The sequence below is a fragment of the Burkholderiaceae bacterium genome, from assembly GCA_024235995.1.
Lineage (GTDB): Bacteria > Pseudomonadota > Gammaproteobacteria > Burkholderiales > Burkholderiaceae_C > Ottowia.
Window position 1 is genome coordinate 312008 of record JACKLI010000001.1, and the last position, 21396, is coordinate 333403.

Genomic DNA, 21396 nt, shown 5'->3' on the forward strand with positions numbered 1-21396 from the left:
CCATGCTGGAGCCCATCCTCGCCTTTCTGCACATCAGCGCCTTCATCGGCTGGATCGTGTTTGCCACCGCGCAATCGGCCATCTGCCGCGCCGCCTGGTTCAACGCCGCCAGCGTGCCGCGCCTGGTACGGCTGGACAAGATTCTGTGGATCGCCACCGCCTTCGTGCTGCTGACCGGCCTGGCGCGGACCTGGCTGGGCGCCAAAGGCTTTGCCTGGTACTGGAGCAACCCGCTGCTGTGGGCCAAGTTCATCCTGTTCATGGCCGCCGCGTGGCTGCAGATCGGCCCCACGCGGGCCTATCGCCGCTGGCAAAGCGCGCTGGATGCCGGCGGCGCGCTGCCGGACGAGGCCGAAATCAACCGCGCGCGCAAGCCCATCATGCTGGGCACCCACCTGGTGGCCCTGATTCCGCTGCCCGCCGTGTTCCTGGCGCGGGGTTGGAGTGGATGGTGGTGAGCGGTGGGCGATGAGCGCAAGCCCCTGGTGCTGTGCGCCGACGACTACGCGCAGCACGCGGGCGTGACGCAGGCCGTGCTGGCGCTGGCGCGGCAGGGGCGATTGAGCGCAACCAGCGCCATGGTGCTGTCGCCGCGCTGGCGGGCGGACGCGGCGCCGCTGCGCGAGCTGCGCGCGCGGCTGGACGTGGGCCTGCACCTGGACTTCACCAGCGACTTCGCCATCGCCGCCGGCCATGGGCTGAGCCTGGGCACGGCCATGCGCCGGGCGCTGCTGGGCGGCTTCGACGCCGAGGCCGCGCGCGGCGTGATCGAGCGCCAGCTGGACGCCTTCGAGGCCGCCTGGGGCGCCCCGCCCGACCACGTGGACGGCCACCAGCACGTGCAGCAGTTCGCCGGCATCCGCCAGCCGCTGGTGCAGGTGCTGGCGCGGCGCTACGGCCCGCGCCCGCCCTGGCTGCGCGTGTCGCGCGCGCCGGCCGGCCAGCGCACGCTCAAGAGCCGGGTGATCGCTGCGTTGGGCGCCAATACTATCGAATCAATAGCTGCTCGCGCGCATGTCCCCTGCGCCAGCGCCCTGTCAGGCATTTATGACTTCACCGACGGCGAGTCGGGCTACGCCAGCCGCATGGCCGACTGGCTGGCCGGCTCGCCCGCCGGCACGGTGCTGATGTGCCACCCGGGCACCGCGCCCGATGCGGCCGACACGCCCGACCCCATCGCCCCGGCGCGCGTCTGGGAATGGGCCCACCTGGCCAGCCCGGCCTTTGCCGCGCAGTGCGCCGCGGCCGGCGTGGAACTGGTGCGCGGCAGCGCGCTCTACCCGCACCGCGCCTGATTTTTTTCCTCCCACGCTTTTCCCATGACCTCAACGCCCCCGAGGCCGCGCTCCGGCTGGCTCACCGTCCTTGCCCCCGGCGTGTTGCTGGCGCTACTGGCCGCGCTGCGCCCGCTGGCCGTGCCCGACGAGGGGCGCTATGCCGACATCAGCCGCTGGATGCTGGTGTCGGGCGACTGGCTGGTGCCGCGCCTGGACGGCCTGCCGTTCTTTCACAAGCCGCCGCTCACGCACTGGCTGCAGGCCGCCAGCCTGGCGGTGTTCGGCGTCACGCCCTGGGCCGCGCGCCTGCCGGGCGTGCTGCTGGCCTGCCTGATGCTGGCCGGCGTGTACGCCGCCGGCCGCCGCCTGGCAGGCGAGCCGCTGGCCCGGCGCGCCGCGCTGATGCTGGGCGCCAGCGGGGGCTTTCTGATCGGCGGGCAGTACGTCAACCACGACATCGGCGTGGCGGCCTGGATCGCCAGCGCCATCTGGTGCTTCGTGCTGGCGCTGTGGGACGGCGAGCGCCCGCACGCCGGCTGGGCGCGCGCCGGCTTTGCGGCCTGCGCCCTGGGCCTGCTGACCAAGGGCCTGATCGGCGTGGCGCTGCCCGGCTTGGTCATCGGCAGCTGGCTGCTGGCCACGCGCCAGTGGCGCAAGATCATCCACCTGCCCTGGGTCAGCGGCCTGGCGCTGTTCGTCGCCATCGCCCTGCCCTGGTTCTGGCGGGCCGGCGAGCGCTACCCGGGCCTGTGGAGCTACCTGTTTGGCGTGCAGCAGTTCAGCCGCTACACCAGCAGCGGCTTCAACAACGTCCAGCCCTGGTGGTTCTACCTGGCGGGCTGCCTGCTGCTGCTGTTTCCGTGGGCGTTTTTGGCCGTCTACGAGGGCGTGGCCCGCTGGCGCGGCAAGGCCCCGGCGGCGCCGGATGACCCGACCCGCCGGCTGGCCGTGCTGTGCTGGATCTGGCTGGGCGCCATCGTGCTGTTCTTCTCCATCCCGCGCTCCAAGCTGATCGGCTACATCCTGCCTGTGCTGCCGCCGCTCGCGCTGCTGGCCGCGCTGGGCTGGCAGCGGGCGCTGGCGGCGCGCCCGCGCGCCGGGCGCTGGTTTGCCGCCGCCTGGCTGCTGGCCGCCGCGCTGCCGGTGGCCATCACGCTGGCCGCGCCGCGCATCGAGGGCGGCAAGCTCAGCCGCGACGTGGCCGCCGAGCTGGCCTGCCGCGCCGCGCCCGGCGACCCCATCTATGCGCTGGGCGGCTACCCGATGGACCTGCCCTTCACCGCCCAGACCCAGCAGCCCCTGCGCCTGGTGCAGGACTGGGCGCGCACGCGCGCCGAGGCCGGCGACACCTGGGCGCGCGAGCTGTTCGAGGCGGGCGACTTCGAGCCGGCCACCGCCCGGCGGATCCTGCTGCAGCCCGAGGTGCTGGCGCAGGCCGCGCGGCAGCCCCATGCCTGGCTGCTGGCCCCGCGCGACCTGCCGCCCGACCAGCGCCCGCTGCTGGCCGGCTGGCAGCCGGTGTCCGAAGGCCAGGCCTGGGCGCTGTACCGCTCCGCCGCTTCAGCGGCGGAAGGCCCAGAAACGTCCCAGCACGAAGGTCTGCCCGGCTGCCACGCCCATGGCGGCAAACAGCGCCAGCCATGAGGGCCAGCCGGCGCCGCGCAGCAGCAGGCTGAACACCGCCTCGTTCACCGCAAAGCCGGCCACGGCGGTGACGGCAAAGCGCCGCAGGCTCTGGCCCACGCCGGTGCCGGCGCCGCGAAAGCTGAGCCAGCGGTGGCCCACGAAGCTGACGCCGAAGGCGACGACAAAACCCAGGGCATTGGCCAGCTCGGGCCACAACCAGGATTTGGCCAGGCCGAACACCGCCGCGTGCGTGGCCGCCGCGGCCGCGCCCACGGCGGCAAACCAGAACCCCGTGCGCGCCAGGCTCACGGCTGCGCGCGCCCCGGCAGACCCTCGCCCACCTCGTCGGCCACCAGGTACAGCGGGCGCTGCTTGACCTCGTCGTAGATGCGCGCCACGTACTCGGCCAGCAGACCCACCGACATCAGCTGCACCCCGCTCAGGAACATCATGCCCGCCGCCAGCGTGGGATAGCCGCGCACCGGGTTGCCCAGCCAGAAGTACTCGATCACCACCCAGACGCCGTAGCCCAGCGCCGCCAGCGACAGGGTCAGGCCCAGCAGGGCCAGCACGCGCAGCGGCGCGGCGGTGAAGGCCAGGAGGCCCGTGGTGCCCAGGCCCAGCGCGCCGCTCAGGCCGAAGTGGCTTGCGCCCGCGCGCCGCGGCAGCGGCTCGTAGTCCAGCGCCACGCTGGGAAAGCCCACCCAGGCGTACAGGCCCTTCATGAAGCGGTGGCGCTCGGGCAGGGCCAGCAGCGCGTCCACCACGCGCCGGTCCAGCAGCCGGAAGTCGCCCGCGTCGCGCGGGATGCGCACCCGGCTGCGCCAGTTGACGATGCCGTAGAAGGCCCCCACCATGCGCCGGTGCAGGGCCGACTGGTCGGCGCGCGTGCTGCGCATGGCATACACCACATCGGCGCCCGCCTGCCAGTGGCGCAGCATGTCGGCCAGCAGGGCCGTGGGGTGCTGGCCGTCGGCGTCCATCAACACCACCACCTCGCCGCGCGCGGCGGCCAGGCCGGCGGTGAGCGCCGCCTCCTTGCCGAAGTTGCGCGACAGCTGCAGCAGGCGCAGGGCCGGCTCGCGCTGGCACAGGCCGCGCACGACGGCCACCGTGTCGTCGCGGCTGCCGTCGTCGACCACCACCACCTCGACCCGGGGCGACAGCGCGCGCAGCGCGGCCAGCACCTGCCCCAGCACCTCCGGCAGCGCGGCGGCCTCGTTGTAGGCCGGCATGACGCAGGAGATGGACGGGATTCGGGCGGCGCGCTCGCTCATGAACGAATCATGCCAAAAGAAAACCCTGCCTCCATCGGGAGGCAGGGTCTGGGGCGAACTTGCGGCGTGTTTATTTTTTCAGGCAGTCGCTCATGAAGGCCTTGCGCTCGTCGCCCTTCTTGCCGGCAGCCTCCTTGTTGCAGACCTTCATTTTTTCCTGCTGGGTGGCCGGGGCGGCGGCGGGCTTGGCGCTCAGGCAACCCTTCATGAAGGCCTTGCGCTCGTCGCCCTTCTTGCCGGCGGCCTGGGCGTTGCAGGTGCTCATTTTTTCCTGTTGCGCCGTCTTGGCGCTGGCCAGGGTGGGCGCCGCGCCCAGGGACAGGGCCAGGCCGGCGGCGGCGATCAGGGACAGCAGCTTGCTCATGAACGATCTCCTTTTGCTTCGGGTTGGGTTGCAACGGGAACAACCAGCCGGCATCTTGGCACGCCGGCCTGCCGCCTACAACGCCTGGCCGCCCCGATCGGATGACGCGCCGCCCTGGCGCACACCGGCGGGCCGGGCGGCGGGGCCGCGGGCCGGCGCCCCGTAAAATTGGCCGATGCAGTCGGTCAAACAACACTTGCTCGCGGCCCTGGCCGCCGAACTCGACGCCCTGGCGCCGGGCACGCCCGTGGCGGCGGCCTTCGAGTCGCCGCGCCAGGCGGCGCACGGGGACTGGGCGTGCACGGCCGCGATGCAGCTGGCCAAGCCGCTGAAGGCCAACCCGCGTCAGCTGGCCGAGCGGCTGAAGTCGGCCCTGCTGGCCACGCCGGCGTTCGGCCAGTGGGTGGACGCCATCGAGATCGCCGGGCCCGGCTTTCTGAACATCCGGCTCAAGCCCGCCGCCAAGCAGCAGGGGGTGCGCGAGGTGCTGGCGCAGCACGAGCGCTACGGCTGGCAGCCGGCACGCGGCGAATCGATGATCGTCGAGTTCGTCAGCGCCAACCCCACCGGCCCGCTGCACGTGGGCCATGGCCGCCAGGCGGCGCTGGGCGACGCGCTGTGCAACCTGTTCGCCACCCAGGGCTGGCGGGTGCACCGCGAGTTCTACTACAACGACGCGGGCGTGCAGATCGAGACGCTGACGCGCTCGGTGCAGCTGCGCGCCCAGGGCCTCAAGCCGGGCGACGCCGGCTGGCCCGAGGCGGCCTACAACGGCGACTACATCCAGGACATCGCCAACGACTTTCTGGCCCAAAAAACGGTGCAGGCCGACGATCGCCGGTTCACCGCCAGCGGCGACGTCGGCGACTGGGACGGTATCCGCCAGTTCGCCGTGGCCTACCTGCGCCACGAGCAGGACAAGGACCTGCAGGCCTTCCGCCTCCGGTTCGACGAGTACTACCTGGAGTCCAGCCTGTATTCGTCGGGCCGGGTGGCCGCCACCGTGCAAAAGCTGATCGACGCCGGCAAGACCTACGAGAAGGACGGCGCGTTGTGGCTGCGCACCACCGACTACGGCGACGACAAGGACCGGGTGATGCGCAAGTCGGAGGGCGGCTACACCTACTTCGTGCCCGACGTGGCCTACCACACCACCAAGTGGGAGCGCGGCTACCGCAAGGCCATCAACATCCAGGGCACCGACCACCACGGCACCATCGCGCGCGTGCGCGCCGGCCTGCAGGCGCTGGGCCTGGGCATTCCCGAAGGCTACCCCGACTACGTGCTGCACACCATGGTGCGCGTGGTGCGCGGCGGCGAGGAGGTCAAGATCAGCAAGCGCGCGGGCAGCTACGTCACGCTGCGCGACCTGATCGAGTGGACCAGCGCCGACGCGGTGCGCTTCTTCCTGCTCTCGCGCAAGCCCGACACCGAATACACCTTCGACGTCGACCTGGCGGTGCAGCAGAACAACGACAACCCGGTGTACTACGTGCAGTACGCGCACGCCCGCATCTGCTCGGTGCTGCAGGCCTGGGGCGGCGATGCGGCCGCGCTGGCCCAGGCCGAACTGGCGCCGCTGGACACCCCCGCCGCCCAGGCGCTGATGCTGCAGCTGGCGCGCTTTCCCGACGTGCTGGCCGGCGCGGCGCAGGACCTGGCGCCGCACGACGTGGTGTTCTACCTGCGCGAGCTGGCCGCCAGCTACCACAGCTACTACGACGCCGAGCGCATCCTGGTGGACGACGAAACCGTCAAAAATGCCCGCCTGGCGCTGGTCGCCGCCACCGCGCAAGTCCTGCACAATGGCCTGTCGCTGCTGGGCGTGAGCGCGCCGGCACGCATGTGACCTCCATCCTTCAAGCATGACGAAATCCAGACAACATGGCGGCACCTTTCTGGGTCTGATCCTGGGCGCGGTGATCGGCCTGGCGGTGGCGCTGGGCGTGGCCATCTACGTGGCCAAAGTGCCGGTGCCCTTTGCCAACAAGGGCGCGGCGCGCACCAGCAGCCAGGACGCGGCCGAGGCCAGCAAGAACCGCGACTGGGACCCCAACGCCACGCTGCGCAACCGCGACGACAGCGCGCCGGCTGCGCCGGCCACCCCACCTGCGGGCACCACCGCCGGCGGCACCGTGGCACCCGCGCCCGACGCCGCGCCCATTCCGGCGCCGGCCGTGCTGGGCGGCCCGGTGGCGCGCACAGCGCCCGCCGAGCCCCCGGCCGCCGCCGCCAAGCCGCCCGCCCCTGCCCCCCACCGCGCGCGCGGCGCCTTCGGCCGACCCGCTGGGCGAGCTGGCCGCGGCCCGCGCCGGCATCGGCGCCGGCACGGGTGCGGCCGCCAGCGCCGATCCCTTCACCTATTTCGTGCAGGCCGGCGCCTTCCGCGCGCAGGCCGACGCCGACGCCCAGCGCGCGCGCCTGTCGCTGATGGGCGTGGAGGCGCGCGTGAGCGAGCGCGAGCAGGCCGGCCGCACCGTCTACCGGGTGCGCGTGGGCCCGTTCCAGAACCGCGACGCCGCCGACCGCGTGAAGGCGCGGCTGGACGACAATGGCATGGAAGCCGCGCTGGTACGCGTGCAGCGCTGAGAAGCTGTGAACACCCGCACGGGAACTTGCCAGCGGCGACCGGGCTCAATAGGGCCGACAAGAACCGGAGAACCTCCCCATGAAACGACGTGAATTCACCCTGGCCGCCGCCGTCGCGGCCGTCCCCGGGCTGCTGAGCCTGCCCGCGCACGCCCAGTCCGGCAAGGGCTATGCCGAGCTGGCACAGCGCGCGCCGGTGGACGCCCCCAAGGGCCAGATCGAGGTGCTGGAGTTTTTCTCCTACGGCTGCATCCACTGCATGCATTTCGAGCCCATCATGGACGCCTGGGTCAAGACCCTGCCCAAGGACGTGGCCTTCCGCCGGGTGCACGTGGGCTTCCAGAGCAATTTCGCGCCGCTGCAAAAAATCTACTACACGCTGGAGGCCATGGGCAAGGTCGACGGCGCCATGCAGGAGAAGATATTCAAGACCCTGCAGGTCGACCACAAGCGCCTGGACAAGCCCGACGTGCTGTTTGCCTGGGCCGCCGAGCAGGGCCTGGATCGCGCCAAGTTCGAGAGCACCTACAACTCCTTTGGCGTGGCCACGCAGTTGCGCAAGGCGGTGCAGATGCAGGACGCCTACAAGGTCGAAGGCACGCCGGCGCTGGGCATCGGCGGGCGCTTCTACACCGACGGCTCCATGGCCGGCGGCTTCGAGGGCATGGTCAAGCTCGCCAACCAGTTGATCGAGCAGGTGCGCAAGAGCGCTTGAGGCAACGCTGAGCGCCCGCATCCGCAGCCCGCTTCGGCGGGCTTTTTCACGCCGGCGGCGCGCCACGGGCCGCGAGGCCGCCCGTACAATCGTCGGCTGAACCCAAGCAAAAACCGTGCCTCACATGGATGATCGCCTTTCGTTTGCCGCGCCGGCCTGGCGCCGCCTGGCTGCGGGCGCCCTGCTGGCCCTGGCCGCCGTGCCGGCGCTGGCCGAGCGGGCCGACCGCGACCAGCCGATGAACATCGAGGCCGACGCGCTGCGCTACGAGGACAAGCAGCAGCTGTCCACCTTCACCGGCAACGTGGTGGTGACCAAGGGCACCATCGTGATGCGCGGCGCGCGCCTGGAGGTGCGCCAGGACGGCGCGGGCAACCAGAGCGGCGTGATGTTCGGCGCGCCGGGCAAGCGCGCCTTCTTTCGCCAGAAGCGCGAGGGCGTCAACGAGTTCATCGAGGGCGAGGCCGACTCCATCACCTACGACGGCAAGAGCGACATCGTGCGCTTCGTGCGGCGCGCCGAGATGCGCCGCCTGGCCGGCACCACGCTGCAGGACCAGGTGACGGGCGACGTCATCGTCTACAACAACCGCACCGAGGTCTACACCGTCGACGGCGCGCCCCACGAGGCCGGCGCACCCGCCGGCAACGGCCGCGTGCGCGCGGTGCTGGCGCCGCGCAACGCGGCCAGCCAGCCGGCGCCGGCGGCCCTGCCGCTGCAGCCCGCGCAAGGCCTGCCGTCCACCGGGGCCGCGCAGTGAAGCTGGCCACCCGCAGCGCCCCGGCCGACGGCGCCCGCAGCCGCATGCAGGTGCGCGGGCTGCGCAAGAACTACGGCGCGCGCCGCGTGGTGCACGACGTGTCGCTGGACGTGACCAGCGGCGAGGTGGTGGGCCTGCTGGGCCCCAACGGCGCGGGCAAGACCACCTCGTTCTACATGATCGTCGGGCTGGTGCGCGCCGACGCCGGCAGCATCCGCATCGACGGGCAGGCGGTCGAGCACATGCCGATCCACCGGCGCTCGCGCCTGGGCCTGTCCTACCTGCCGCAGGAGGCCTCGATCTTCCGCAAGCTGACGGTGGCCGAGAACGTGCGCGCCGTGCTGGAGCTGCAGCACGACGAACACGGCAAGCCGCTGGCGCGTGACGAGATCGAGCAGCGCCTGACCGAGCTGCTGGAGCAGCTGCACGTGCAGGAGCTGCGCGACTCGCCCGCGCCGGCGCTGTCGGGCGGCGAGCGCCGACGCGTGGAGATCGCGCGCGCGCTGGCCACGCAGCCGCGCTTCATCCTGCTGGACGAGCCCTTTGCCGGCATCGACCCAATCGCCGTGATCGAGATCCAGCGCATCATCGCCTTCCTCAAGTCGCGCGGCATCGGCGTGCTGATCACCGACCACAACGTGCGCGAGACGCTGGGCATCTGCGACCACGCGGTCATCATCACCGAGGGCCGCGTGCTGGCCACCGGCACGCCGACCGACATCGTGGCCAACCCGGACGTGCGCCGCGTGTACCTCGGCGAGCACTTCAGACTATGAATTTGGCCCCCACGCTCCCCTGCTGCGCATGGTCCGCTGCCCCCCGAGGGGGCCCTCGCCGCCTTGGGGCGGCCCGGCGGCGGCGAGAGGGTGCCTGCATCGGGCTGATCCGGCATCGGCCATGAAACCCGGCCTCTCGCTGCGCACCTCGCAGCACCTGGCGCTCACTCCGCAGCTGCAGCAGTCGATCCGCCTGCTGCAGCTGTCCACGCTGGAGCTGGCCGGCGAGGTGGAGCAGATGCTGCTGGACAACCCTTTCCTCGAGCGCGAGGACGAGCACGCCGACGCCGGGCACGCCGAGCCCGTGCACGAGCCGCGGGAGCGCGAGGCCGCCGACACCCGGAATGCTATCGATTCAGAAGCTGTTGACGCAGAATCGACGGGGGCCGAAGCCGAATTCGAATCCAAACAGGACTGGCTGGACGACTGGGAGGGCGATGGCGCCGACGCCCCCAGCGACCGCGAATGGGGCGATGGCGCGGTGGCCAGCCCGCCCGGCGACGAGCACGACCCCGGCGAGCGCGGCGCCCCGCGCGAGTCGCTGGCCGCCCACCTGCACGGCCAGGCGCTGGCGCTGCGCCTGGCGCCCGAGGATGTGGCGGTGCTGCGCTTCCTGATCGAGTCGCTGAACGAGGACGGCTACCTGGAGGATTCGCTAGCGCAGCTGGCCGCCACCCTGGTGGACGACGGCGACGAGCTGGACGCGCTGGACACCCTGGTGCACCGCTTCAACTTCGCGCTGAAGCTGCTGCAGTCGATGGAGCCCGCCGGCGTGGGCGCGCGCGACCTGCCCGAATGCCTGTCGCTGCAGCTCAGGGCGCGCCTGGCCGACGCCACGCTGGCGCCTGCCGCCCAGGCCAGCGCCCGCGCCGCGCTGGCCCTGCTGGCCCAGCCCCAGGCGCTGGACGCGCTGGCCCGGCGCGACGTGCGCCGCCTGGCGCAGGCCAGCGGCCAGGACGAAGCCGCGGTGCGCGCCGCCATGACCCTGATCGCCACGCTGGAGCCCAAGCCCGGCCGGCGCTTTGCCGACGTCGAGCACAACGTCATCGTGCCCGACGTCATCGTCTCGGCCAGCGGCAGCGGCGCGGCACAGCGTCTGCGCGTGCAGCTCAACCCCGAGGTGCTGCCGCGCCTGCGCGTGCACGAGCTGTACGCGCGCGCGCTGCGCGGCGGCAAGGAGGGCGGCGGCCACGCGGCGCTCGGCCAGCAGCTGCAGGAAGCGCGCTGGTTCATCCGCAACATCCAGCAGCGCTTCGACACCATCCTGCGCGTGGCCGAGGCCATCGTGCAGCGCCAGCGCAGCTTCTTCACCCACGGCGAGCTGGCCATGCGCCCGCTGGTGCAGCGCGAGCTGGCCGACGCGCTGGGCGTACACGAATCGACCATCTCGCGCGTGACCACCGCCAAGTACATGGCCACGCCGCGCGGCACCTTCGAGCTGAAGTATTTCTTCGGCTCGGCCCTGGGCACCGAGGCCGGCGGCAACGCCAGCAGCACTGCCGTGCGCGCGCTCATCCGGCAGTTCGTCGCCGCCGAGGACCCATGCCGGCCGCTGTCCGACCAGCGGCTGGCCGAGATGCTGAAGGAGCAAGGCATCGACTGCGCGCGCCGCACCGTGGCCAAGTACCGCGAGGCACTCAAGATCGCCCCCACCCCGCTGCGCAAGCAGCTCTAGACCCTTTTTTGCCACCATGGCCCGCATCGTCTTCGACCTCCCGGCGCGCTTCGGCTTTGCGACCGAGCTGCAGATCTACATCAGCCACGTCAACCAGGACGGGCACCTGGACAACGCCCAGCTGCTCAGCCTGGTGTCCGAGGCGCGGCTGCGCTTCTTCCAGTCGCTGGGCTACCGCGAGGGCCACGTCGACGGCGCCGCCATCGTGGTCGGCGACATGCTGGCGCAGTACAAGTCCGAGGCCTTTCATGGCGAGACCCTGCGCGTGCAGATGCAGCCAGCCGACTTCAACCGCTACGGGTTCGACCTGGTGTTCTGCATGACCGAAGTGACGCAGCAACGCGAAGTGGCGCGCGGCAAGACCGGCATCGTCTTCATCGACCCCGGCACGCGCCGCGTCACCCCGATCCCGGCCGGCGTGCTGGCCGCGCTGCAGCGCAGCGCCCAGGCCGATGGTGAGCCCGCATGAGCACCGCCGGGCCGCCCCAAGGTGCTCGCACCGCAGGCCACCAGGCCGAAGGTCGCCCCATGCCCACGCGGATGCTGACCCTGTTCCTGCCCTGCGCCAGCGGCGTGGAGGACTTTCTGGCCGACGAGGTGCACGGCCTCACCGGCCTGGCCGGGCAAGACCTGCTGACCCTGCGCGGCGGCGTGCGCGTGCGCGGCGACTGGGCGCTGGCCCTGCGCCTGAACCTGATGAGCCGCCTGGCCCAGCGCGTGCTGGTCGAACTGGCGCACGGCCCCTACCAAAGCGAGGACGAGCTGTACGCGCTGACCGCCAGCGTGGCGTGGGAAGACTGGTTTGCCCCGCGCCAGAGCTTTCGGGTGGACGTGACCGCGCAGGCCAGCCCGCTCAAGAGCCTGAACTTCGCCACCCTGCGCATCAAGGACGCGGTGGCCGACCGCTTTCGCCAGCAGGCCGGCGGCGTGCGTCCCAGCATCGACACCCAGCGCCCCGACGTGCGCGTGCAGGCGCACCTGACGGCCACGCACGCCACGCTGTACATCGACACCAGCGGTGAGCCGCTGTTCAAGCGCGGCTGGCGCCAAGACAAGGGCGAGGCGCCGCTGAAGGAAACCCTGGCCGCCGCCATGCTGGCCGCCAGCGGCTGGTGGCAGCCGGCCACGCGCAGCGTCTCGCCCGCGCCGCTGTACGACCCCTGCTGCGGCTCGGGCACCATCGTCATCGAGGCGGCGCAACTGGCCCTGGGCCTGCCGCCGGGCGGGCAGCGGCGCTTTGCCTTCGAGCGGCTCAAGCGCTTCGATGCCGCGCAGTGGAATGCTATTAAAAATGAAGCTGCTTGGGCAGATCCCGTCCGGGCCAGCGGCCTGAAAGACTCCGAATCGTCCACGCCCCGGGTGTTCGGCAGCGACGTGGCCCACCGCATGGTCGACTTCGCCCAGCGCAACGCCGCGCGCGCCGGCGTGGCCGCCGCCGTCGAGCTGCGCGGCGGCGACGCGCTGCAGCGCCAGCCGCCCTGCGCGCAGCCCGGCGTGCTGCTGATGAACCCGCCCTATGGCGAGCGCATCGCGGCGGCCGGCGTGGCCGGCCGGGGCCGCGGGCGCGAGGCCTTTCAAAGCGGCACGCTGGCGCAGCAGCGCGCCGAAGGAGCCGGCCCGGGCGAGGTCAACGCCGGCGACGAATTCTTTGCCCGCCTGGCCGCGCACTGGAAGAGCCACTACGCCGGCTGGAGCGCCTGGCTACTCACCCCCGACCTCAAGCTGCCCGGCCGCCTGCGCCTGAAGGAGTCGCGCCGCGTGCCGCTGTGGAACGGGCCGATCGAGTGCCGGCTGTTCAGGTTCGACCTGACGGCACGCGCACCGCGCCAGGACCCGCCTGCCGCGTAAATCAGCGCCGCGCCGGCCCGTGCTGCTCCAGCAGCGTCGCCACGAAGGCGCGGCCCACCGGCGGCAGCGTGCGCCCGATGCGCGTGACGATGCCGATCGCCCGGCTGGCCTGCGGGCGCACCAGCGGCACCGCCGCCAGGCCCTGCATGCTGACCAGCCCCAGCGCCAGGCGCGGCAACGCGGTGATGCCCAGGCCAGCGGCCACCAGCGCGCCGCAGGCCGTCACGCTGGGGTATTCCAGCGCCGAGTGCAGCGCCAGGCGCTTTTGCATCAACACGGCATCGGTGATCGGCCGGATGCTGCTGCGCGGCGCGCTGGCGATGAAGGGCTGCTGCGCAAACACCGACCAGGGCACCGCGGGGCGCGCGGCCAGCGGATCGTCCGCGCGGCACAGCAGCACCATCGGGTCGTCCAGCAGATGGCGGTACTGCAGGCGCTGCTGCGGCGCCGGGCGCACGCTCAGGCCCAGGTCGGCGCGGCCTTCCTCCACGGCGGCCAGCAGGGCCTCGGCGGGCGCCTCGATCAGCGAGAACTCGACCGCCGGGTGCGTGCGCCGCAGCGCCACCATGGCCTGCGGCACCAGCGCGGTGCCGGCCGAAGGCAGCGCCGCCACCGTGACACGGCCGCTGCGCCCCTGCATGAACTCGCCCAGCTCGCTCAGCGCGCTGTCGAAGTCGCGCAGGATGCGCTGGGCCACCGGCAGCAGCTCGCGCCCGGCGGCGGTGATCTCCACGCGCCGCGTGTCGCGGTCGAACAAGCGCGTGCCCAGCGTCTGCTCGGCCTGGCCGATCAGGCGGCTCACCACCGGCTGCGCCTGCCCCAGCTCGGCGGCGGCGCGCCGAAAGCTGCCGCTGGTGGCCACCTGCACGAAGGCTTCCAGCTGCCGCAGGCTCAAGTCGATCCGCATGGTGTTGATCCTGTTTTGATATCACAGAAATAGAAATGTAGCGCTTCCCATATCACCACCCCCTGTCTAGACTGATGCCGGAATACAGGAGACAACCCGATGGGGCATGAACATGGCCGGTGTGCTTGAGGGTGTGCGCGTGCTGGAGCTGGGCCAGGTGCTGGCCGGCCCGTTCGCCGGCGCCATCCTGGCCGACCTGGGCGCCGAGGTGGTGAAGATCGAGCGCGTGGAAGGCGGCGACGACGCGCGCCGCATGGGGCCCGACTTCCGGCACGGCGACGCGCTCAACTTCCACATCTTCAACCGCGGCAAGCAATCGGTGGCGCTGGACCTGAAAAGCGCCGAGGGCCGAGCCGCCTTCGAGCGGCTGGCGGGCGAGGCGGACATCTTCATCCACAACCTGCGCCCGGGCGTGCCCGCCAAGCTGGGCATCGACGGCCCGGCCCTGTGCGCGCGCCACCCGCGCCTGATCTACGGCGAAATCTCGGCCTTCGGCCACCTGGGACCGATGGCGCGGCAACCCGGCTACGAGCCGCTGGTGCAGGCCTTCAGCGGGCTGTCCAGCACCAACGGCGGGCCGGATGACCCGCCCATGCGCTCGGCCGCCTCGCTGTGCGACCAGGGCAGCGGCATGTGGGTGGTGATCGGCGCGCTGGCCCTGCTGCACCGGCGCGCGCAAACGGGGCGCGGCGGCATCCTCAGCACCTCGCTGCTGGAGACCGCCCTGGTCTGGAACGGCCAGAAGGCCGACGCCTACGTCAACGAAGGGCGCCTGCCGGTGCGCGACCGCTCGGGCCACCCCGGCTTCGTGCCCTACGAGGCCTTCGACACGCAGGACGCACCGCTGCTCATCTGCTGCGGCAACGACCGCCTGTTCGCCAAGCTGGCCGCCGCGCTGGGCCGGCCCGACTGGCTGGCGGACGAGCGCTTGGCCACCAACCGCGCCCGCCTGGCGCACAAGGCGGCGCTGCTGGAGCAGCTGGCGCCCCTGCTGCGCACGCGCCCGCGCGCCGAATGGCTGGCGCGCCTGGAGGCCGCGGGCGTGCCCTGCGCGCCCATCCACAGCGTGCCCGAGGCGCTGGCGCACCCGCAGGTGCAGGCGCTGGGCATCCTGGCTGCGGTGCCGGGCCAGGACTTCGCACTCACCGCGCTGCCGCTCACCATCGACGGCCAGCGCCCGCTGCCGCGCGCGGCAGCGCCTGGTCTGGGCCAGCACAATGCGGCGCACGGTGTGCCGGCGCTGCTTTCCGATCCCGCATCCAAGAAGGAGACGTCATGACACCCCAACCGATTCACGCGCTGATGGCGCTGGCCGTTGCGGCCTCGACCTGGCTGGCCGGCCCGGCCGCCGCGCAGGACTACCCCAGCAAACCCATCACCCTGGTCGTGCCCTTTGGCCCGGGCAGCGGCACCGACCAGATGGCGCGCCTGTACGCCAAGGCGCTGGGCGACGAGGCCAAGGTGCCCATCGTGGTGGAGAACAAGGGCGGCGCCAGCGGCTTCATCGCCGCGCAGTACGTGGCCAAGGCCGCGCCCGACGGCTACACGCTGATGATGACCACCAACACCACGCACGCGGCCAACGAGCACTTGTTCAAGAAGCTGCCCTACGACCCGGTCAAGGACTTCGCGCCCATCGGCCTGCTGTCCACCGGGCAGATGCTGCTGCTGGTGCCGCCCGACTCGCCCTACAAGAGCGTGGCCGATCTGCTGGCCGCCGCCCGCAAAGCGCCCGGCAAGCTGGACTTCGGCAGCGGCTCCTCGTCCAGCCAGGTGGCCGGCTTCCTGCTGCAGCAGATGGCGCACGTGGACATGGTCAACGTGCCCTACAAGAGCAATCCGCAGGCCATCACCGACCTGATCGGCGGGCGCTTCACCTTCATGTTCGCCGACGCGCCCACGGCCTTGCCGCAGGTGCAGGGCGGCAAGCTGCGCGCGCTGGCGGCCAGCAGCAGCAAGCGCCTGGCGTCCCTGCCCGAGGTGCCCACGGTGGCCGAGGCCGGCGTCAAGGGCTACGACATGGGCTACTGGTTTGCCGCCTACGCACCGGCCGGCACGCCCAAGCCCATCGTCGACAAGCTCAACCGGATGTTTGCCAAGGCCACCCAGACCGAGGAGGTCAAGGCCACCCTGGCGCGCACCAGCGGCGAGGTGGCGCTGAGCACGCCCGAGGGGCTGGCGCAGTTCCAGGCCGCCGAATCGAAGAAGTGGGGCGAGGTGATCCGCGCCGCCGGCATCGAGCCGCAATGAACCCGGCATCCAGCGCCATGGCCGGCCCGCTGCACGGCGTGCGCGTGCTCGATTTGACCACCGTCTTCATGGGCCCCTCGGCCACCCAGCACCTGGCCGACCTGGGCGCCGACGTGATCAAGGTCGAGGCGCCGGGGGGCGACTCCACGCGCAGCATCGGGCCCTGCGGCGACATCGGCCTGGGCCCGCTGTTCATGGGCCTGAACCGCAACAAGCGCAGCCTGGTGCTCGACCTCAAGCAGCCTGCGGGCGTGGCCGCGCTGCTGCGCCTGGCCCGCGATGCCGACGTGCTGGCCACCAACGTGCGGCCAGCGGCCATGCGGCGCCTGGGCCTGGGCTACGAGGCCCTGGCCGCCGCCAACCCGCGCCTGATCTACGCCAGCATGGTGGGCTTTTCGCAGCGCGGGCCGTATGCCGGCAAGGCCGCGTTCGACGACCTGATCCAGGCCGCCACCGGCCTGGCCGCGGCCGTGGGCCAGGGCGCGGGTGGCGAGCCGCGCTACCTGCCCATCACCATCGCCGACCGCTCGGTGGGGCTGTACGCCTTCGGCGTGATCAGCGCCGCGCTGTACGCGCGCGAGCGCACCGGGCGCGGCCAGAGCGTGGACATCCCCATGTTCGAGACCATGATCCCCTACGTGCTGGGCGACCACCTGTACGGCCACACCTTCGATCCGCCCCAGGGCGGCTTCGGCTACCCGCGTCTGCTCTCGCCCCAGCGCCGGCCCTACAGGACGCGCGACGGCTACGTCTGCTGCCTGATCTACACCGACCGGCACTGGGAGATTTTCTTGAACGCCATCGGCAAGGGTGAGTGGCTGAAGACCGACCCGCGCTTTGTCGACATCCGCACCCGCACGCAGGCCATCGACTCGCTCTACCAGCTGGTGGCCGACGAGCTGGCGCAGCGCAGCACGGCCGAATGGCGCGCGCTGCTGCCCGAGGCGGAGATTCCGGTCTTTCCCATGCACACCTTCGACTCGCTGCTGCGCGACGAGCACCTGCAAGCCACGGGGTTCTTCGAGCACACCGAGCATCCGGTGGTGGGCAAGATCCTGGAGACCGCCGTGCCCAGCGAATGGTCGGGCACGCCGCCCACGCGGCGCACGCCCGTGCCGCGCCTGGGCGAACACACCGCCGAGGTGCTGCGCGAGGCGGGCTTTGCGGACGCCGAGATCCAGGCGCTGATCGACCAGGGCGCCGCGCGCGCCGCCATCCCCCAACCACCGAAGAGAGCGACACCATGACCGACGACACCCCCGAGCTCGACGTCCGCCAGCACGGCGGCGTGCTGCGGCTCACCATCCAGCGCGAGGCGCGCCGCAACGCCATCAGCCCGGCCGTTCTCAAGGGCCTGAGCGAAGCGCTCACGGCCGCCAACGCCGACCGCGGCGTGCGCGCCATCGTGCTGACCGGCGCGGGCGAGAAGGCCTTTTGCGCCGGGGCCGACTTGCAGAGCGGCCAGTCCTTCAAGTTCGACTACTCCGAGCCCACGCAGGGCTTTGCCAATCTGTTTCGCCTGACGCGCCAGCTCAACGTGCCGCTGATCGCGCGCGTCAACGGCGCCTGCATGGCCGGCGGCATGGGCCTGATGGCCATGTGCGACATGGTCGTCGCCGCACCGCACGCCGTCTTCGGGCTGCCCGAGGTGAAGGTGGGCGTGTTCCCGGCCCAGGTGCTGAGCGTGTTGAATGGGCTGATCGGCGCGCGGGCGCTGGCCGAGCTGTGCATCACCGGCGAGCCGATCACGGCTAAAGAAGCACTGGCGCTGGGCCTGATCAACCACGTCAGCGAAGACCTGGACGCCGGCGTGCAGGCGCTGCTCGATCGCTTTCTGGACAAGTCCCCCGCCGCCATCCGCCGTGGGCTGTACCTGATGAAGCGCATCGGCGCGATGTCGTTCGAGGAGTCGATGGCCTTCACCGAAAGCCAGATCGCGCTGTTCGCGCTGACCGAGGATGCTGCAGAAGGCCAGGCGGCCTTCCGCGAAAAACGCAAACCGAATTGGAGCGGGCGATGAACGAGAAAAAAGTCATTCGCATCGGCGGTGCCTCGGGCTTCTGGGGCGACTCCAGCGTGGGCGCGCCGCAGTTGGTGCAAAGCGGGCAGATCGACTACCTGGTGTTCGACTATCTGGCCGAACTCACTATGTCCATCCTGGCCGCCGCGCGCCTGAAGAAGCCCGAGCTGGGCTACGCCACCGACTTCGTTAGCGTGGCCATGAAGGGCGTGCTGAAGGACGTGGTGGCCAAGGGCATCCGCGTGGTCAGCAATGCGGGCGGCGTCAACCCCCAAGGCTGCGCCGAAGCCCTGCGCACCCTGGCGCGCGAGCAGGGCGTGGCGGTGAAGATCGCCGTCGTCAGTGGCGACGACGTGATGCCGCTGATGCCCGAGCTGCGCAACGGTCAGCCCCCGGTGGCCGAGCTGCAAAGCGGCGCGCCGCTGCCGGCCAAGGTGCTGACGGCCAACGCCTACCTGGGCGCCGCGCCGATCCGGGCCGCGCTGGATGCCGGCGCGCAGATCGTCGTCACCGGTCGCTGCGTGGACTCGGCCGTCACGCTGGGTGTGCTGATGCACGAGTTCGGCTGGCAGGCGGGCGACTTCGACCCACTCGCCGGCGGCAGCCTGGCCGGCCACATCATCGAATGCGGCTGCCAGGGCACGGGCGGGCTGCATACCGACTGGCAAGACGTGCCCGACTGGGCGCACATCGGCTATCCCATCGTCGAATGCGCGGCGGATGGCAGCTTCATCGTCACCAAGCCCGCGGGCACGGGCGGGCTGGTCGCCCCGCCATGCGTGGCCGAGCAGATGCTGTACGAGATCCACGACCCCGCGGCCTACCTGCTGCCCGACGTGGTGTGCGACTTCACCCAGGTCCGCATGCAGCAGACCGGCCCCGAGCGCGTGCACGTGAGCGGCGCGCGCGGCCGCGCGCCGACGGATTCGTACAAGGTCAGCGCGACCTACCTGGACGGCTTCAAGACCTCGGCGCAGCTGACCATCATCGGCTTCGACGCCGCCGCCAAGGCGCGGCGCACGGGCGAGGCCATCCTGCAGCGCGTGGGCGAGCTGCTGGCCGCGCAAGGGCTGCCCCCTTTCAGCGCCACGCATCTCGAGGTGCTGGGGGCCGAGTCCTGCTACGGCCCGCTGGCCCAGCCGGAGGTCGCGCAAACACGCGAGGCCATCCTGCGCCTTTCCGCGCGCCACCGCGACAAGGCCGCGCTGGAGCTGCTGGCGCGCGAGATCGCTCCCGCCGGCACCTCGTTCGCGCCCGGCACCACCGGCGCCGGCGGGCGCGCCTCGGTCTCGCCGCTGATCCGGCAATACGCCTTCCTGCTGGGCAAGGAGCGCGTGACGCCCGCCATCACGCTGGATGGCGCCCCAGTCTTGCTCCCTCTCCCTCTGGGAGAGGGCAGGGGTGAGGGCACGCGGCCTGCAACAGAAAACGCGAATCATGAACAAAATGAGCATGTAGCCAGCATCCATTCAGCGCAAACAGCTACCAATTCAATAGCAAACCCCGCCGACACACTCGAAGTCCCCTTGATCCGCCTGGCCTGGGCGCGCTCGGGCGACAAGGGCGACACCTCCAACATCGGCGTCATCGCGCGCCGCCCCGAATGGCTGCCCCTGCTGCGCGCGCAACTGACCGAGGCGCGCGTGGCCGAGCACCTGGCGCACCTGGTCAAGGGGCCGGTCACGCGCCATGAAGTGCCCGGCATCCATGCCTTCAACTTCGTCTGCGAGCAGGCGCTGGGCGGCGGCGGCATGGCCTCGCTGCGCAACGACCCGCTGGGCAAGGGCATGGGGCAGATCCTGCTGGCCATGCCAGTGCGGGTGCCCAAGGCCTGGTCACTTTAAGGAGACCCACCATGACCCATCCCCGCCCACCCCACTGCACCCGCCGCGCCGCGCTGGCCGCCTGCGCCGGCGCCATCGCCGCCCCATCGGCCTGGGCCCAGCTAACCGGCGAGCGCCCAATGCGCATCGTCGTCGCCTTCGGGCCCGGCAGCGGCAACGACATCATCGCGCGCGAGCTGGCCCCCTTCATGGGCGCCAGCCTCAAGCACCCCGTCATCGTGGAGAACCGCCCCGGCGCGGGCGGCTCCGTCGGCACCGACGTGGTGGCCAAGGCCGCCCCCGACGGCCTCACGCTCGGCCTGGGCACCAGCTCGCAACTGGTGATGAACGTCGGGCTCTACCGCCACCTGCCTTTCGACGTCGAGAAGGACCTGCGCGTGGTCGGCCTGATCAGCCGCACCCCCATGCTGCTGGCCGGCAAGGCCTCGGGCGCCAGGACCCTGAAGGAGCTGATCGCCCAGGCCAGGGCCAACCCCGGGCAGATCACCTACGGCTCGGGCGGCACCGGCTCCATCAGCCACATCGTGGGCGAGGCCTTTGCCCGCGCCGCCGGCATCCGGCTCAACCACATCCCCTACAAAGGCAACGCCGCCGCCATGGCCGACCTGGCCGGCGGCCACGTCGACCTGGTGTTCGACGGCATCATCAGCTCGGGCCCCATGGCCCGGCAGGGGCGCGTGCGCATCCTGGCCTATGGCGGCGCGCAGCGCAGCCCCGAGATCCCGCAGGTGCCGACCTTTGCCGAGCTGGGCCTGCGCGACTACGACGCCTACACCTGGAACTGCCTGTTCGCGCCCGCCGCCACGCCCGATGCCGACATCGCGCGCATCAACCAGGCGCTCAACGCCGCGCTGGCACAGCCTGCCGTCCAGCAGCGCCTGGCCCAGGGCGGCTCGGAGCCGCTGGGCCCCTCCACGCCCGCGCAGGCCGACGCCTTTGGCCGCAAGGAGCGCGAGCGCTGGGTGCCGTTCGTGCGCAGCCTGAAGATCGAGACCAGTTGAGCCAAGCCTTTGTCGTCATCGACACCAACCGGGTGCTCGACCTGTGGCTGTTCGACGAGCCGCAGATGGCCGCGCTGCGGCACGCGATCGCCACCGGCGCGCTGCGCTGGCGGGCCACCACCGCCATGCGCGGCGAGCTGGCGCGCGTGCTGGGCTATCCGGCGGTGCTGGCCCAACTGGAGCGCCGCCGTCGCCCGGCCGCGCAGGTGCTGGCCGCCTTTGACCAATGGAGCCACCCCGCGCTCGCCGCGCCGCCCGCGGGCGTGCGCTGCCGCGACGCGGACGACCAGGGCTTCGTCGACCTGGCCGTCGCCTGGCGCGCCGCCCTGTTCAGCAAGGACCGGGCGGTGATCGAGCTGGGCCGCGCGCTGGCGCCGCTGGGCGTGGCGGTGCATGCCGGCGACTGGCCGGGGCATGGCGGCGTGCCAACCCTCGGCGCAAGCTATCAAAAATAGAGTAACGGACTG

General features: G+C 71.7%; 21 protein-coding genes and 1 pseudogene. 18 read left to right on the plus strand and 4 right to left on the minus strand.

Annotated features, from left to right (window positions below; all coding sequences use genetic code 11):
- The first annotated feature begins 2 nt into the window (after positions 1-2).
- From H6927_01570 to H6927_01580, 3 genes are read left to right on the plus strand one after another with little or no spacing between them, the layout of a single operon-like run.
- On the plus strand, positions 3-458 hold the full coding sequence (locus tag H6927_01570) for a DUF2214 family protein (protein ID MCP5216789.1): 456 nt from the start codon (positions 3-5) through the stop codon (positions 456-458).
- A gap of 3 nt (positions 459-461) precedes the next feature.
- The gene (locus H6927_01575) at positions 462-1295 is read left to right on the plus strand and encodes a ChbG/HpnK family deacetylase (GenBank protein ID MCP5216790.1); all 834 of its coding nucleotides are present in this window, start codon (positions 462-464) and stop codon (positions 1293-1295) included.
- Positions 1296-1319: 24 nt separating this feature from the next.
- On the plus strand, positions 1320-2921 hold the full coding sequence (locus H6927_01580) for a glycosyltransferase family 39 protein (GenBank protein ID MCP5216791.1): 1602 nt from the start codon (positions 1320-1322) through the stop codon (positions 2919-2921).
- On the opposite strand, the gene H6927_01585 is transcribed toward H6927_01580, so the two are convergent.
- The 3 genes from H6927_01585 to H6927_01595 all read right to left on the minus strand — a co-directional run bounded on the left by H6927_01585 (position 2838) and on the right by H6927_01595 (position 4544).
- Positions 2838-3206, minus strand: a complete 369-nt coding sequence (locus H6927_01585) for a GtrA family protein (GenBank protein ID MCP5216792.1) — start codon at positions 3204-3206, stop codon at positions 2838-2840. The two genes, H6927_01580 and H6927_01585, sit on opposite strands and share 84 nt — an antisense overlap.
- A 2-nt stretch (positions 3207-3208) precedes the next feature.
- The gene (locus H6927_01590; GenBank protein MCP5216793.1) at positions 3209-4180 is read right to left on the minus strand and encodes a glycosyltransferase family 2 protein; all 972 of its coding nucleotides are present in this window, start codon (positions 4178-4180) and stop codon (positions 3209-3211) included.
- 70 nt (positions 4181-4250) lie between these two features.
- Positions 4251-4544 (minus strand): phosphate starvation-inducible protein PsiF, encoded by a 294-nt coding sequence (locus H6927_01595; GenBank protein ID MCP5216794.1) that lies wholly within the window; start codon positions 4542-4544, stop codon positions 4251-4253.
- A 175-nt stretch (positions 4545-4719) separates the two neighbouring features.
- Here H6927_01595 and H6927_01600 point away from each other — a divergent pair, with 175 nt between their 5' ends.
- From H6927_01600 to H6927_01635, 8 genes and pseudogenes are all read left to right on the plus strand, one after another.
- Positions 4720-6393 (plus strand): arginine--tRNA ligase, encoded by a 1674-nt coding sequence (locus H6927_01600; protein ID MCP5216795.1) that lies wholly within the window; start codon positions 4720-4722, stop codon positions 6391-6393.
- Between the two features lie 16 nt (positions 6394-6409).
- Positions 6410-7133: pseudogene (locus H6927_01605) on the plus strand (SPOR domain-containing protein).
- A gap of 79 nt (positions 7134-7212) precedes the next feature.
- Complete coding sequence (locus H6927_01610) at positions 7213-7848, plus strand: thiol:disulfide interchange protein DsbA/DsbL (GenBank protein ID MCP5216796.1); 636 nt, start codon at positions 7213-7215, stop codon at positions 7846-7848.
- 124 nt (positions 7849-7972) lie between these two features.
- Positions 7973-8608, plus strand: coding sequence for a lipopolysaccharide transport periplasmic protein LptA (gene lptA / locus H6927_01615; GenBank protein ID MCP5216797.1), 636 nt, complete (start codon positions 7973-7975; stop codon positions 8606-8608).
- Positions 8609-8652: 44 nt separating this feature from the next.
- Positions 8653-9384, plus strand: coding sequence for an LPS export ABC transporter ATP-binding protein (gene lptB / locus H6927_01620; protein ID MCP5216798.1), 732 nt, complete (start codon positions 8653-8655; stop codon positions 9382-9384).
- 121 nt (positions 9385-9505) lie between these two features.
- Positions 9506-11059 carry an RNA polymerase factor sigma-54 gene (gene rpoN / locus H6927_01625; protein ID MCP5216799.1) on the plus strand — a complete coding sequence of 518 codons (1554 nt, stop codon included), beginning with the start codon at positions 9506-9508 and terminating at the stop codon, positions 11057-11059.
- Positions 11060-11075: 16 nt separating this feature from the next.
- Positions 11076-11528 (plus strand): thioesterase family protein, encoded by a 453-nt coding sequence (locus H6927_01630; GenBank protein ID MCP5216800.1) that lies wholly within the window; start codon positions 11076-11078, stop codon positions 11526-11528.
- A gap of 71 nt (positions 11529-11599) precedes the next feature.
- On the plus strand, positions 11600-12907 hold the full coding sequence (locus H6927_01635) for a class I SAM-dependent RNA methyltransferase (protein ID MCP5216801.1): 1308 nt from the start codon (positions 11600-11602) through the stop codon (positions 12905-12907).
- A gap of 1 nt (position 12908) precedes the next feature.
- Here the strand turns inward: H6927_01635 and H6927_01640 are convergent, their stop codons facing one another.
- Positions 12909-13814 carry a LysR family transcriptional regulator gene (locus H6927_01640; GenBank protein ID MCP5216802.1) on the minus strand — a complete coding sequence of 302 codons (906 nt, stop codon included), beginning with the start codon at positions 13812-13814 and terminating at the stop codon, positions 12909-12911.
- Positions 13815-13926: 112 nt separating this feature from the next.
- Between H6927_01640 and H6927_01645 the strand changes: the two genes are divergently transcribed.
- Genes H6927_01645 through H6927_01675 form a run of 7 tightly spaced genes read left to right on the plus strand, consistent with a single transcriptional unit; the run spans position 13927 to position 21384 of the window.
- Entirely contained in the window at positions 13927-15093 is a 1167-nt protein-coding gene (locus tag H6927_01645; protein ID MCP5216803.1) for a CoA transferase, read from the plus strand.
- The gene (locus H6927_01650; protein ID MCP5216804.1) at positions 15090-16064 is read left to right on the plus strand and encodes a tripartite tricarboxylate transporter substrate binding protein; all 975 of its coding nucleotides are present in this window, start codon (positions 15090-15092) and stop codon (positions 16062-16064) included. The genes H6927_01645 and H6927_01650 overlap by 4 nt, the downstream gene beginning before the upstream one ends.
- A 17-nt stretch (positions 16065-16081) precedes the next feature.
- Entirely contained in the window at positions 16082-17311 is a 1230-nt protein-coding gene (locus H6927_01655; protein MCP5216805.1) for a CoA transferase, read from the plus strand.
- Positions 17308-18084 (plus strand): enoyl-CoA hydratase/isomerase family protein, encoded by a 777-nt coding sequence (locus H6927_01660; GenBank protein MCP5216806.1) that lies wholly within the window; start codon positions 17308-17310, stop codon positions 18082-18084. The genes H6927_01655 and H6927_01660 overlap by 4 nt, the downstream gene beginning before the upstream one ends.
- On the plus strand, positions 18081-19928 hold the full coding sequence (locus tag H6927_01665) for a DUF1446 domain-containing protein (GenBank protein MCP5216807.1): 1848 nt from the start codon (positions 18081-18083) through the stop codon (positions 19926-19928). Before H6927_01660 ends, H6927_01665 begins: the two co-directional genes overlap by 4 nt.
- Before the next feature lie 11 nt (positions 19929-19939).
- A complete protein-coding gene (locus tag H6927_01670) occupies positions 19940-20929 on the plus strand; it encodes a tripartite tricarboxylate transporter substrate binding protein (GenBank protein MCP5216808.1) in 990 nt (329 codons plus the stop codon).
- On the plus strand, positions 20926-21384 hold the full coding sequence (locus H6927_01675; protein ID MCP5216809.1) for a PIN domain-containing protein: 459 nt from the start codon (positions 20926-20928) through the stop codon (positions 21382-21384). Before H6927_01670 ends, H6927_01675 begins: the two co-directional genes overlap by 4 nt.
- Positions 21385-21396 lie beyond the last annotated feature (12 nt).